Source organism: Thiothrix litoralis (genome assembly GCF_017901135.1).
GTDB lineage: Bacteria > Pseudomonadota > Gammaproteobacteria > Thiotrichales > Thiotrichaceae > Thiothrix > Thiothrix litoralis.
This window is the reverse complement of sequence record NZ_CP072801.1, coordinates 2,615,623-2,628,923: the sequence shown is the minus strand read 5'-3', so window position 1 is coordinate 2,628,923 and position 13,301 is coordinate 2,615,623. Positions and strand designations below refer to the sequence as shown.

Here is a 13,301-nt window from a genome sequence, read left to right as displayed (position 1 = left end):
TTTTACGATAAAAGGAAAAATAGTTATGAGTGTTCAAGACGCTTTCGCCACACCTCGTTCAACGGTTCGTGATGTTGCGGGTGGTAGTGGTGTGCTTACCGATGCCATTATTAATGCCTTGAAAAAAACTCGTCCGTGGGTATTGCTACTCGCTATTGTGGGTTTCATTAGTGCAGCGCTGATGGCGGTGATCGCTGTGCCAATACTGATGGGTAGCACCATGATGAGCGGTTTGGAAGGAGCCGAAGCGGAGCAACTGGGCGCAATGGCGGGTGCTGGTGTCATGATCGGCATGGGCGTGATGTATTTGGTGTTTGCTGCCATTTATTTCATGGCGTCGCTGTACTTGCTGCGTTATGCCGGTTCCATCAAACGGGCAGTCAGTTCCCTGAGTGTTACCGATCTGGAAGCGGCGCTGGATCAGCAAGCCAGTTTCTGGAAACTGATCGGCATTATGGCGCTGATCTTCATCGTATTGATGCTCGGACTGTTTGTGATTGGTATCGGTAGTGCGGTCTTTATGGGAAGTTCTGGTCTATAAGCGGTAGCATTTTTCTGACCGTTCAGGGGGAAACTGCTTGCATGTTTCCCGCCCATCCCTAGAATGGGGTCGCATTATAATAAGAAAGATACATCATCATGCAGGTTGCGACATCCCATGCTCCAGCCGCACTGTTTGGCGAAAGGCTGGTCAAACTAGGCAAATTAAAACCCGTTGATCTGGATCGTGCGTTACGTGCGCAGGCTGAAATACGCCAGCCACTGGGCAGCGTCTTGGTTCGACTGGGAATGCTCACCGAACAGGAAGTGGCTTTCGTGCTGTCACGTCATTTGAACGTGCGCATGGCCTTGAGCAAAGACTATCCCTCCATTGCGGTCGAAAACCCCGGTATCGCTGTCAATTACATGCGTAATGCTGAAATTGTGCCGTTACAGGCAGGCGATGAGCGTATTGTGGTGGCCATGTCCAACCCACAAGATGCCTTTACTTGCCAAGCCATCTGTATGGCCAGCGGCAAGCTGGTGGAGCCGCTGCTAGGCTTGCCGAGCGAAATCCGCGCCAATATTGAACGCTTGTACGGTGCTGAAGCCAGTAAGAAAGATGGCTCCGGCGGTGATGACGATTTCGAGATTACCAGCCACGACAATCACTCTGATGACGTGGAACACCTCAAAGATATGGCGAGTGAAGCGCCGGTTATCCGTCTGGTGAACCAGATCATGACCAGCGCCATGACGCAGCGGGCTTCCGATATTCACATCGAGCCGTTCGAGAGCCACCTCAAAGTCCGTTACCGGATTGATGGTGTCATCCATGAAGTCGAATCCCCCCCACCACAATTAACCGCCGCGATCATTTCCCGCCTCAAGCTGATGGCGCGGCTGAACATTGCTGAGCGCCGCTTACCGCAAGACGGGCGTATCCAGCTCCGCGCCCAAGGCAAGGAAATCGACATGCGGGTATCGACTGTGCCCACCATGCACGGCGAAAGCGTGGTCATGCGTTTGCTGGATAAACACAGCGTCAAACTTGACCTGAATACCCTGGGCTTTTCCGACGATAACTTGCGCAAAGTGCAGCAACAACTGGATGCCCCCCACGGCGTTATTCTGGTCACAGGCCCCACGGGTTCGGGGAAAACCACCACGCTGTATTCCGCGCTGACCCAGTTGAATACCCCGGAAAATAAAGTGCTGACCGTTGAAGACCCGGTGGAATACGAGCTGGAAGGTATTAACCAGATTCAGGCCAACCCGAAAATCGGCCTCAATTTCGCCGATGCCTTACGTTCCATCGTGCGTCAGGACCCGGACGTGATCATGATCGGGGAAATGCGTGACGTGGAAACCGCGCGTATCGCGATCCAGTCCGCGCTGACTGGGCATTTGGTGTTATCCACCTTGCACACCAACGACGCTGCCAGCGGCATTACCCGTTTGATGGACATGGGGCTGGAAGATTACCTGCTCACCTCCACGGTCAACGGTATTCTGGCGCAACGTCTGGTACGGCGTTTATGCCCGCAATGCCGCGAATCCTACCCGGTATTGCCGGAAATCGAGCAGGAACTGGGCTTACGCCAATACCAGCCGGAAGGTGAGATGCGTTTGTGGCACGCCAAAGGGTGCAGCGCTTGCAACAATTCCGGTTACAAAGGGCGTAGTGCCATTCACGAAGTCTTGATCATGGATGACCCGCTGCGCCGCCTGATTCTCAAGCACGAAGATGCAGGCGTCTTGCAGGAACAGGCGCGTAAAGGCGGGATGCGCACCATGTACGAAGATGGCCTGATGAAAGCACTCAAAGGCGTGACCACCTTGGAAGAAGTGCTGCGCGTCGCGGAGGAAACCCCGAATGCCAGCGTATAGTTACAAGGCCATCACCCCGCAAGGCGTTGCCAAAGAGGGTGTTCTTGAAGCCGCGAGTGAAGCGCAAGCCGCTGAAAATCTGCACGCCCAAGGGCTAATCCCCATCAAAATCGTCGCGGGCAAAGCGGCGGTGGCGAGTGGGAATCAAGCCGCTTCTGCTAAGAAATCCGCGAAGCTGTTTGCCAGTAAAACAGTCAGTCAGCCCGACATCATGGCACTGACCCAGCAACTCTCCACCATGCTTCGAGCTGGGCTACCACTCGATCGCGCCTTGGGCATTTTGCTGGAAATCGGTGAAAAACCACCCGTACTGGAGCTGGTGCAAGGGATTCAGAATAACGTGCGCAGCGGCAAGCGTTTTGCTGATTCACTGGATGAGAGTGGCAAGTTTTCACGTTTCTACATCAATATGGTGCGTGCCGGGGAAGCGGGTGGTTCCATTGATGATGCGCTGGCGCGTTTGGTCGATTACATGGCGCGAGCCAAAGAATTGCGCGGCACGGTGATTTCGGCGCTGATTTACCCCGCTATTCTTGCCTTCGTGGCGGTGGTGTCGATCTTTGCTTTGCTGACCTTTGTCGTGCCGCAATTTGCCCAGATGTTTGGCGATATGGGGGCGGAATTGCCGACGATTACCAAAGTGGTCATGGGGGCGGCTGCCACCTTGCAGCATTACTGGTGGGCAGTATTGGGTGGTTTCTTGCTGATGCTGATGTTGGTGCAGTACGTGCTTTCCAATGAAAAGGCACGTACAGGGCTTGACCGCAGCATGTTGCGTTGGCCAGTCGTGGGCGACTTGATTGGCAAAGTGGAAACAGCACGTTTTTCCCGCAGTCTGGGGACGCTGTTACACAATGGTGTGCCGCTGTTGGGGGCGTTGAAAATCGCCAAAAATACCATTGGCAACCGGGTGATGGCGACGGCCGTCGAAGAATCGGCGGATAGCCTTAAGCAAGGGGAAAGCCTGACCCGTACATTATTGGCCAAGGGTGTGTTCCCCCCTTACGCTTTGCACATGCTGCGCGTCGGTGAAGAAACCGGGCGCATGGAAGACTTGCTGCGTGAAGTGGCCGATATTTATGACGATGAAGTCAAAACGTCCGTGAAACAGATGCTGGCGCTGCTCGAACCGCTGCTGATTCTAGTCATGGCGCTTGCCATTCTGGTGATTATTGGTTCGGTATTGTTGCCGATGATCAATATGGCCGATTTGGTAAAATAGTGAAATAATAACAAGGAGTTAATAATGAAGTCACAATTCTCTAAACCCTGCCTGTCTACCCAACAACGCGGCTTCAGCCTGATCGAATTGATGATCGTGCTGGTTATCCTCGGCCTGATCGCCGGGATCGTGGGGCCACAGGCGATGAAATATCTGGGTAAAGGCAAAACGCAATCCTCCAAGGTGCAAATTGAAAATATCAGCGCCGCGCTGGATATGTACCGTTTGGAAGTAGGCAGTTACCCCACCTCGGCTGATGGCTTGAAAGCACTGGTGACAGCGCCTTCCAGCGCCCGGGGCTGGAATGGCCCTTATCTGAAAAAAGGCGAAGTGCCTAAAGATGCGTGGAATAATGAATACCAATACAAGCGCCCCGGCAGCAACAGTCAACCCTATGACCTGCTTTCGTTTGGTGCGGATGGCGCAGCCGGTGGTGAAGGCGACGATGCCGATATTAGCCTCTGGCAGAAATAAGGCGGGTCGCAATAAGGGCTTCACTCTTCTCGAAGTTCTGATTGTGTTAGTGCTGGGGGCGTTGCTGATGGGGGTCGTGGCGACTTCCGTGAGTGAAGGCCCGGTATTGCGCAAAAGCAGTCGGGAAGTCGCGGCGAGTTTGCGCCATGCGCGTGCTCAGGCGGTGATGCGCCAGCAGCCAACTTTGTGGAAGATGAATATCCAAGAAAAACGTTTCTGGATAGACGGCGGAGCTGCGGATGCTGAGCGCAGCCTTAGCCCGTCAATTACCGCCAAAATCAACACAGCCTCCGCTGAAGTGGATGCCGCCAATCAGGGCGGTATTCGCTTTTTTCCTGATGGCAGTTCCACGGGCGGTTCGGTGGAACTGACGCACAATCAACAGACCTACAAGGTCAACGTGGAATGGGTGACGGGGCGTGTCTCGATTCAATAAAGGTTTTTCCCTGCTGGAAGTGATGGTCGCCTTCGTGGTGATGGGCTTGGTGGTGGGCGTTATTTTGCAACTGTTTGGTTCGTCAATGAACAGTGTGGCGCTATCAGACGAATACAGTTTCGCGGTACAGGTTGCCGAGTCGCGCCTCGCTACTGTCGGCAATGAAATCGAAGTCCAGGATGGCAACGAGAGTGGCGAAGAAAAAGGCTCTGGCTACCGTTGGGAAGTGCAAATGGCACCGATTAAACTCAGTGATGAAATGGAAAAGCTGCCTTTACCATTGCAATTGTACCGGGTAGAAGTGGTGGTGACGTGGAAGAGTGGCGATAAGTCGCGAGAGTTCCACTTGTCATCCTTGCGCTTTGGGGAAAAGTCATGAGGCAACGTGGTTTCACCCTGCTGGAAATGCTGATTTCTTTCGCGCTGGTTTCCTTGCTGTTTCTTGCCCTGTTTGCCAGCTTCAATACGATTAGTCGTGGTTGGGATGCAGCGGATACGCGCATCAATAAAACCGAAGACATGCGGCTGATTGCCGATTTCTTGCGTCGTCAATTGAGTCAGGCGATGGTGGTGAAGATAACGGGCAAAAAAGAAGCGAAGGTGTATGCTTTTGAAGGGACTGCTACATCCCTGCGTTATGCCGCGCCGCTGCAACCCTTGCAGCATCAGGGCGGGGTATTTCTGATCGAACTCAATATTGTCTCCAGCAAAGCGGGCAAAAAGCTGGAAATGCTGTTTGCACCTTATCGCCCGGAACTGACTTGGGATGAAGCCTTCAAGGATGCCGAACCCGTGCTGGTGTTCGATGGTTTAAAAGACGCTGATTTTGAGTATTTTGGCGCGGAAGAAGAAGGTAAAGATGCCGATTGGACAAGCGATTGGGAAGACAAGCCGCGTTACCCGAATATGCTGAAGCTGAGGCTGGAAGATCAGGAACGCGCTTGGCCTGAAATGTTGGTGGACTTGCCACAGGTAACTGATTATGCGAAATAGGGTTTCTTCTCGCCAATCCGGTGTTGCCATGATTGTGGTGTTATGGATGATCATGGTGATGATGACGCTTGCTGCGAGCCTCATCTACGCTACCCGCACCGAAACCAGCATGGTGGATTACGCCCGTCGCAGTGCACAAGCCCGTGCTGTTGCGGATGCTGCCGCGCATTACGCCGTGATGCAGCTTTTCTTGCCCAATAAAGACCGCGCCCTCAAACTGGGTGGTGCGCCGCTGCTGTGGGATTACGAGGGGGCGAAGGTGGAAATCCGCGTGGTGGGTGAAAATGGCTTGATCGACATCAATTATGCTAGCCGCCCTCTGCTGGAACTGATCCTGAAACAGACCGGAATGGACGATCAAGCGGTGCAGAATATGCTGGATATTCTGGAAGATTTCCGGGATGTGGATGACCTGAAACGCCTGAATGGTGCGGAAGATGCTGATTACGAGAATGAGGGTTTGGCTTTTGGGGCGAAAGATGCGCCGTTTGAGCGCATTGAAGAGTTGCAGCAGATACTGGGTATGACACCACAACTGTATAAAGCGTTAACACGTTATTTGACGGTTAACTCCGGCGCAAAAGGCATCAACCCGATGTTGGCTCCGCGCCAAACCTTGTTGCTGTTGGCTGAAGGCGATGCGGCAAAGGTAGATGCGTATATTCAGCAGCGGGATGAGGCAGAGGGGCAATATGTGCAGCCTGATTTCGGTGGCGCTTTCTGGGATGCCAGTCAACAACCCTTGTACCGGATGCAGCTCAGGGTCTACACCGATGAAACCGCTCCCCCCTATTTTGAGGAGCGGTCTCTGCGCTTAAGGCCGGGGCAAACCCCACCCTTTATTAATTATTTCCGTATCTTGCAAGAATCTTCCGCGCAGTTTGGGTAAGCGACTTTTCTTCCATCCAGCGTTGCAGGCTACCTTTCTCAGCGTTAACCAAGGGCGCAACGATTAGCAGATAAGCCAGGAAGGTCAGCAGGAAGCCATAGAACATGTAGCTTTCACTGGTTTGCAAGTGCTCTGTCACAATCCCGACGCTAGCCAACAGCACCGCAACGGTTGCCATCGTCAGCATCGTAGCGCATTTACTCATGCCCATTTCCAGCAACAAGTGATGCAAGTGGTCGCGGCCTGCGGCAAAAGGTGAGCGGCGATCCCGCAAGCGCACCAGAATGACCCGTACCATGTCCATCAGCGGGAGGGCAATCAACCACAAGGCTGTTACCGGGCGGAACGCAGTATTGGCAGAGCCACCTTGTGTACCTTCGATCAGCAGCCAGCTTACGCTCAAGCCAATCAGCATGGAGCCTGCATCACCCATGAAAATTTTCTGTTTGAACGGTGGTAACACCAGATTATTGAGCAAGTAAGGAATCAGGGCGGCGATGAAAATCACGCTAACCCCTAATTCTGCTGGATGGCTGGATGGGCTGAACAGCATCACCAAACTCAGGAATAACACCATCGCCACCGAACCCAACAAGCCGTCAATGCCGTCAATCATGTTAAAGGCATTGATAATCCCCAGTACGATCAGGATGGTGAAGGGGTAGCTGAACACACCAAGGTCGATTTTACCCAGCCCCAGCAAGTCACCAAGGTTTTCCAGCGATAAGTCAGTGCCGATACACAGCGCCAAGGTCAGCAATATTTGCATGGTGATACGCAATTTGACGGAAAGGTCTTCGGCATCATCTGCAACGCCTAACAGGACGATGCCAAGGGAGCACAGCAGCCAGGTACTAAGGACAGCATCGGTTGGCAGGGTGAGAATGACAGCGCTGGCGACACCTATGAAGATCGACATGCCGCCGATCAGCGGGACGGCTCCAACGTGTTGTTTACGGCCTTGGGGTATATCTAAAAGACGGGCACGATGAGCCACGGGCTTCAATAGATGAAGTGCAATCCATGTCGCACACAAGCTTGTTATTAGCGATAGTATAAGCATGTTGTCCTCGGGGTTTCTGGCTGGCTTCTTACTTTTTATATGTTAACCAATGCTTATCTATTGTAATTATCGAAGCGGTTCAAGTGAGTAATAATTCTGATTAGTGGAAGGGGTTTTGTGTAAAACTCTGATAGGCGGCATTTTGAATAAGAAATTATCCATCGTCCTTTTTTAAGCAAAGTGCAAGTCTTCAGTGTAATGCCACCTTCTATCAGAATTACATGATAATGGCGGGTTTCTGTGATAATTTGACTATACCTTACCAATAATAATTTTAATTAATAGGGAATGGTATTGACATAAACCTATGTCAATAGCCGTTTTCCTTTAGCAGTTTGATTACATCAACATGATAGATTTACACAGTCATATTTTGCCTGCACTTTGTGATGGTTCCCAAGATCTGGAAACTTCATTAGAGATGGCGCGTTTGGCGGTAGCTGATGGTATTACCCATCTGGCTGGTACGCCGCACATTCATCCGGGGGTATATGATAATTCAACGGATAATATCGCCAAGACCTTGCGTATGTTGCAAGTGGAGTTGTATTCCCAAGACATAGCCTTGCGTCTGGTGATGGGGGCTGACGTCCACATGGTGTTCGGTGTGCTGGAGCGCTTGCAGGATGGGCAGATTCCTACCTTGCATGGTTCACGCTATTTCTTGCTGGAGCCATCACATTATTTGCCTGTCCCGCAGTTTTTGCGGCAGATTGAGGCTTTTTTGAATGCTGGCTATGTGCCCGTGATTACGCACCCGGAACGTTTACGCTGGTGCGAAGACAATTATCAGGATTTCATTACAGCGGCGCGTATGGGGGCTTGGTTGCAAGTGACGGCTGCGGCGATCAGTGGCACGTTTGGGCGTACTGCAAAACGCTGTGCTGAGCGGCTGTTACTGGATGGTGTGGTACATATTATTGCATCCGATGCGCATAATACCGGGTATCGCCCGCCTATTTTGTCTGAGGGGGTGGCGGCTGCGATACGTATTACCGGGGATGATGCTGATGTTATGCGGATGGTGATTGATCGGCCGCTGGCTATTCTGGATAATATTGATCCACGTGAAGTGTTATTGCCGCCGGGATTAATCAGTGCAGCGCCTGCGGTTGAGTGTTTATTATGTTGATCAGTCGTTATTGAGCAGTTTTAGCCACGTCATTTTGATGAACTCCCCTAATTGCGTGAATTCTACTTCGCGGGCGCTGCCTCGCCGCCATGCCAAACCCACTTCGCGGTAACTTTCTTCGGGTAATGCCCATATTTTGACATTTGTGCCGGTGAGCAAGGTTGAGCCTTTCACCATTTCTGGCAGGTAGGAAATACCTAAATCAGCATCTACCATTTGTGTCAGGGTCAGCAGGCTACTGGCGGTGAAGCGGCTGATTTTATCCATGTCCTGCAAATGACAAGCGGATAGGGTATGGTCGCGCAAACAATGCCCATCTTCCAGTAACAGGATGCTTTCCGGGTTAAGGTCATTAAAGATGTGACGTCTGGGGCGGGTATGCTGGGTGTCTTCCCGGCAGGCGAGGAAGAACCTGTCTTTGAACAATGACATGACTTCGACATTGCGTAGTGCATAGGGCAGGGCAATGATAATGAGGTCAAGTTCACCATTCATCAGCTTTTCGTAAACCCGCTGGGTAATGTCTTCGGTCAGGTAGAGGCGTAAGTGTGGGAACTGTTGGCGCAATGCAGGCATTACCCTTGGCAGCAGGAAGGGTGCAATGGTCGGAATGATGCCAACCCGTAGTTCACCGGTGAGTGGTGCATGATTACTGCGTGCCAGTTCCACTAGATTTTCAACATCACGTAGGCAACGGCGGGCTTCAACAGCGATTTGGCGACCGATGTGGGTCACGGTCACATTTTTGTTGGTTCGGTCGACCAGTTGCACTTCCAGTGTGGTTTCCAGTTCGCGGATAGCGGTGCTGAACGCTGATTGTGACACAAAACAAGCCTCAGCAGCCTTGCCGAAGTGTTCGTGGCTTTCGAGCGCAACGAAGTAGCGGAGTTGTTTTACGGTTGGCAGATTCATGGCAACCTCGGGATGAATCGTTTTTAAAGCTTACTACAGAGATAATATTCTATTTTCTCTATGAATGTAACAGTCTTTTGGGGCGTTATGCCTTTTGTCAGCTTATGTGCTACGCCTGCTTGGTTATGGTCTTATTTTTTCGATAAAAAGCCTAATCTATAGTGTGTCTTGTTTTTTATCATTGGCAGATGCTATTTGCTTGATTCTTGTTGGTGGCTAAGGACATCATTGCTGGATTTCTTGACGGCTAAAAATAATCACATGCAGTGTAGGCTTATTCATTAGTGCTCGGGAAAATTCATTGCTTTATTTTTTTGTATCACCAATACGACAGAATCTTACTTGGTTTTGTTTATTTTTAATATTATCAGTTGGTTGTTTTGTTGTTATTTTGCCTTTATTATTGGCTTATTCAAGAAATATATCATCATAAAAATAAATAGAATTGATTCGATTTCTGTTAATGATACATTGGTTTGTGAAATGAAATAATTTGATTTCGTCGTAATTAAGTTAATTAATATGATTGATAGCTATTGTCGCATTTTAATGGGTTCGAGTATTTAATTTATTAAAAAATAGGATTTTTTATGGATGAGGTTCCTGTCCAGCTTAAAAATGCACGTAAGAATGTGATTTTTAGTGGGTTTGGTTACGCATTACCGTTATTGGCGGCATTGGCGACCATCCCGATTATGGTTGGCGCACTAGGTGCTGATCTATATGGCTTATATGTTATATGTACGTCACTTATTGGTTTTATGACGTTGGTCGACTTGGGGATCGGTCAGACAGTTATTAAGTATGTTGCTGAGTACGAAGCAACCAATAAACGCGCCAAGGTTCAGCCCGTCTTGAATGTGGCTTTGCTGATTTATCTGCTGATCGGTTTGTTGAGTGCCGTTTGCCTGTTTGTGTTCTCGTCAAATTTGGCGGCGGCTTTGTATGATGATCCACAGAAGCAGGTGCTTGCCCACAGGGTATTGCAAATTACGGCATTTCCTCTGTTTTTCAGCTACATGAACCAGTTTTTCCTGAATGTTTGCAAGGCTTACCACCGTTTTGACTTACCGGCAGTAGTGCATAATTCTGGAAACCTAGGGGGGATTGTGCTGGCGAGCGTGCTGTTGCTGCTGGGATATGGTTTGCAGGAAGTCATGTGGGGGTACGTGGTGATTCAGGGCTTGGCCTTAACGGCGGGCTATACTGCTTGCCGACATGTATTACCTGCCACTATCCGCTTGCAGCTTGCTTTTGATAAAAAGCTTTTTGATGAAATCGTTTCTTTCAGCTTCTACACCTTTATCGGTAATTTTGTCAGTTCAGTGGCTGCACGCGCTGATAAGCTGTTTATCGGGATGATTCTGGGTACAGAAGCTGTCACTTATTATCAGATACCGTTTACGATTGCGCAGATGGCGAACGGTATTATCCATGCATTAGTGAATATTGCATTTCCACGTTTTAGTGAAATGTTTGCCACTGATAATAAGCAGGGTTTATTGTCGTTGTACCGTAAAGTAGGGCAAGTCATGTCCCTGATTAGCATGGTCATTGCGGTCTTGTTAATAACGGTGGGCGGTAATTTCCTGGCGTTGTGGATTTCGCCTGAGTTTGCGCAGCACGCTACCTTGACCTTGCAGATTATTGCGCTGTATTTCTTCCTGCATTCCAATACGGTGACAGGTTATTGGGTGCTTCAGGGCGGTGGTGAAGCGAAGCTGACGGCGCTCATCGCAGTGATTGGTACCGTATCCTATTTTGTGGGGATGTATTATCTGGGCGAGCACTATGCCCATAACGGCGTGGCGTTTGCCTTGTTCCTGTTGCTGCTGGCAGTGCCGTTGCAATACGTGTGGATTGCCCGCTATGTTGGGCATCGTGTAGTGGAGTATATCGTGCAACTGGTGATTTTTGCTGTGCTGGGTTATTTCATGCTGTACGGCTTGGAAATAGTGAATGACTGGTTGAACAATCACCTGCTGGAAATTTTGGTGGATGGTGTGTTGGGCTTGCTGGTCTTGATTGTTGGCGGGTATTGGTTACTGAAACGCAAGGATAGTGAAGGCGAAGGTTTCGAGACTCCTCCCTTGTTGAAAGGAAGGAGTTAGGGGTGTTGTTTACGCTTTCAGGCGCTTGTACTTGATCCGGTGTGGATGCAGTTCATTGCCGTGGCGGCGCTTGTAGTCTTCCTCGTAATCGCTGTAGTTGCCTTCAAACCACGTGACTTGTGAATCGCCTTCAAACGCGAGGATGTGAGTCGCAATCCGGTCAAGGAACCAGCGGTCATGCGAGATGACTACCGCGCAGCCGGGGAAGTTGAGAATCGCTTCTTCCAGCGCCCGCAAGGTTTCCACGTCGAGGTCATTGGTCGGTTCATCCAACAGCAACAGGTTGCCGCCTTCTTTCAGCAACTTCGCCAAATGCACGCGGTTGCGTTCCCCACCCGACAAATCGCACAGGCGTTTTTGCTGGGAATCACCCTTGAAGTTGAAACGTCCGCAATAGGCGCGTGACTGAATCTGGTAGCCGCCGACGGTCATGATGTCGTGCCCGTCAGCAATTTCCTGCCACACGGTTTTATTCGGGTCGAGGTCGTCGCGGGACTGGTCAACGTAAGCAATCTTGACGGTTTCACCGACTTTGAACGTGCCGCTATCCGGCTTTTCCTGTCCGGTAATCATGCGGAACAGGGTGGTTTTACCCGCACCGTTGGGGCCGATGATGCCGACAATGCCGCCTTTGGGTAGGCTGAAACTGACGTTTTCATACAGCAAACGATCACCGAAAGACTTGCTGATACCTTCCGCTTCAATCACTAAATCGCCGAGGCGTGGGCCGGGGGCGATGTAGATTTCGTTGGTTTCGGCACGTTTCTGGTAGTCGCTGGAAGAGAGTTCCTCAAAGCGTTGCATCCGTGCCTTGCTCTTGGCGTGGCGGCCTTTGGGGTTGGAACGTACCCATTCCAGCTCTTCCTTCATCGCCTTTTGGCGGCCTTGTTCGGATTTACTTTCCTGCGCCAAGCGGTTTTGCTTTTGCTCCAGCCACGAGGAATAGTTGCCTTCCCACGGGATGCCTTGCCCACGGTCGAGTTCCAGAATCCAGCCCGCCACGTTGTCGAGGAAGTAGCGGTCATGGGTAACAGCGACTACAGTGCCGGGGAAGTCTTGCAGGAAGCGTTCCAGCCAAGCGACGGATTCGGCATCCAAATGGTTGGTCGGTTCGTCGAGGATCAGCATGTCGGGGGAAGACAGCAGCAGGCGGCACAGTGCGACGCGGCGTTTTTCACCACCGGAGAGGGTGCTGACATCCGCATCCCACGGTGGCAGGCGCAGTGCATCGGCAGCCACTTCGAGGGTGTGTTCGAGGTTGTGCGCGTCGGAGGCTTGCAGGATATTTTCCAGTTTGGCCTGTTCGGCGGCGAGTGCGTCAAAATCGGCGTCGGGTTCGGCGTAGGCGGCGTAAACTTCATCCAGACGCGCTTGGGCATCCTTGATGACTTTCAAACCTTCTTCGACATTGCCACGCACGTCTTTGTCAGGGTTGAGTTGCGGCTCTTGCGACAGGTAGCCGATATTGATGCCCGGTTGTGGGCGGGCTTCGCCGAGGATGTCGGTGTCGAGGCCAGCCATGATGCGCAGTAAGGTGGATTTACCCGCGCCGTTATAACCGAGTACGCCGATTTTCGCGCCGGGGAAAAAGCTCAGGTAAATGTCTTTGAGAATGAAACGGTTCGGCGGGACGATCTTGCCGACACCGTTCATGGTGTAAATGTATTGTGCCATCCAGTGCTCCAGAGTGTGGAAAACA

The 13,301-nt window shown here is 51.1% G+C and carries 13 protein-coding genes; 10 read left to right on the top strand and 3 right to left on the bottom strand.

Annotation, left to right across the window (positions count from 1 at the left end; translation table 11 throughout):
- Positions 1-25: 25 nt before the first annotated feature.
- From J9253_RS12775 to J9253_RS12740, 8 genes are all read left to right on the top strand, one after another.
- The gene (locus J9253_RS12775; RefSeq protein WP_210221333.1) at positions 26-541 is read left to right on the top strand and encodes a hypothetical protein; all 516 of its coding nucleotides are present in this window, start codon (positions 26-28) and stop codon (positions 539-541) included.
- A 98-nt stretch (positions 542-639) separates the two neighbouring features.
- Entirely contained in the window at positions 640-2,370 is a 1,731-nt protein-coding gene (gspE, locus tag J9253_RS12770) for a type II secretion system ATPase GspE (protein WP_210221332.1), read from the top strand.
- Entirely contained in the window at positions 2,357-3,592 is a 1,236-nt protein-coding gene (locus J9253_RS12765) for a type II secretion system F family protein (RefSeq protein ID WP_210221331.1), read from the top strand. The genes gspE and J9253_RS12765 overlap by 14 nt, the downstream gene beginning before the upstream one ends.
- 24 nt (positions 3,593-3,616) lie before the next feature.
- On the top strand, positions 3,617-4,066 hold the full coding sequence (gspG, locus tag J9253_RS12760) for a type II secretion system major pseudopilin GspG (protein WP_210221330.1): 450 nt from the start codon (positions 3,617-3,619) through the stop codon (positions 4,064-4,066).
- A complete protein-coding gene (locus J9253_RS12755; protein WP_210221329.1) occupies positions 3,987-4,502 on the top strand; it encodes a GspH/FimT family protein in 516 nt (171 codons plus the stop codon). The genes gspG and J9253_RS12755 overlap by 80 nt, the downstream gene beginning before the upstream one ends.
- Positions 4,486-4,881, top strand: a complete 396-nt coding sequence (locus tag J9253_RS12750) for a prepilin-type N-terminal cleavage/methylation domain-containing protein (RefSeq protein ID WP_210221328.1) — start codon at positions 4,486-4,488, stop codon at positions 4,879-4,881. Before J9253_RS12755 ends, J9253_RS12750 begins: the two co-directional genes overlap by 17 nt.
- On the top strand, positions 4,878-5,495 hold the full coding sequence (locus tag J9253_RS12745) for a prepilin-type N-terminal cleavage/methylation domain-containing protein (RefSeq protein ID WP_210221327.1): 618 nt from the start codon (positions 4,878-4,880) through the stop codon (positions 5,493-5,495). Before J9253_RS12750 ends, J9253_RS12745 begins: the two co-directional genes overlap by 4 nt.
- Complete coding sequence (locus J9253_RS12740; RefSeq protein WP_210221326.1) at positions 5,485-6,384, top strand: type II secretion system minor pseudopilin; 900 nt, start codon at positions 5,485-5,487, stop codon at positions 6,382-6,384. The genes J9253_RS12745 and J9253_RS12740 overlap by 11 nt, the downstream gene beginning before the upstream one ends.
- Here the strand turns inward: J9253_RS12740 and wecA are convergent.
- A complete protein-coding gene (gene wecA, locus J9253_RS12735; RefSeq protein WP_210221325.1) occupies positions 6,338-7,447 on the bottom strand; it encodes a UDP-N-acetylglucosamine--undecaprenyl-phosphate N-acetylglucosaminephosphotransferase in 1,110 nt (369 codons plus the stop codon). The genes J9253_RS12740 and wecA overlap by 47 nt on opposite strands.
- Positions 7,448-7,796: 349 nt before the next feature.
- On the opposite strand from wecA, the gene J9253_RS12730 reads away from it, so the two are divergent.
- A complete protein-coding gene (locus tag J9253_RS12730; protein ID WP_228291369.1) occupies positions 7,797-8,579 on the top strand; it encodes a tyrosine-protein phosphatase in 783 nt (260 codons plus the stop codon).
- Here J9253_RS12730 and J9253_RS12725 read toward each other — a convergent pair whose 3' ends face one another.
- Positions 8,580-9,491, bottom strand: coding sequence for a hydrogen peroxide-inducible genes activator (locus tag J9253_RS12725; RefSeq protein WP_210221324.1), 912 nt, complete (start codon positions 9,489-9,491; stop codon positions 8,580-8,582).
- A 590-nt stretch (positions 9,492-10,081) separates the two neighbouring features.
- Between J9253_RS12725 and J9253_RS12720 the strand changes: the two genes are divergently transcribed.
- A complete protein-coding gene (locus J9253_RS12720; protein WP_210221323.1) occupies positions 10,082-11,602 on the top strand; it encodes an oligosaccharide flippase family protein in 1,521 nt (506 codons plus the stop codon).
- Between the two features lie 9 nt (positions 11,603-11,611).
- Here J9253_RS12720 and ettA read toward each other — a convergent pair whose 3' ends face one another.
- Entirely contained in the window at positions 11,612-13,276 is a 1,665-nt protein-coding gene (gene ettA / locus J9253_RS12715) for an energy-dependent translational throttle protein EttA (RefSeq protein WP_028489255.1), read from the bottom strand.
- Positions 13,277-13,301 lie beyond the last annotated feature (25 nt).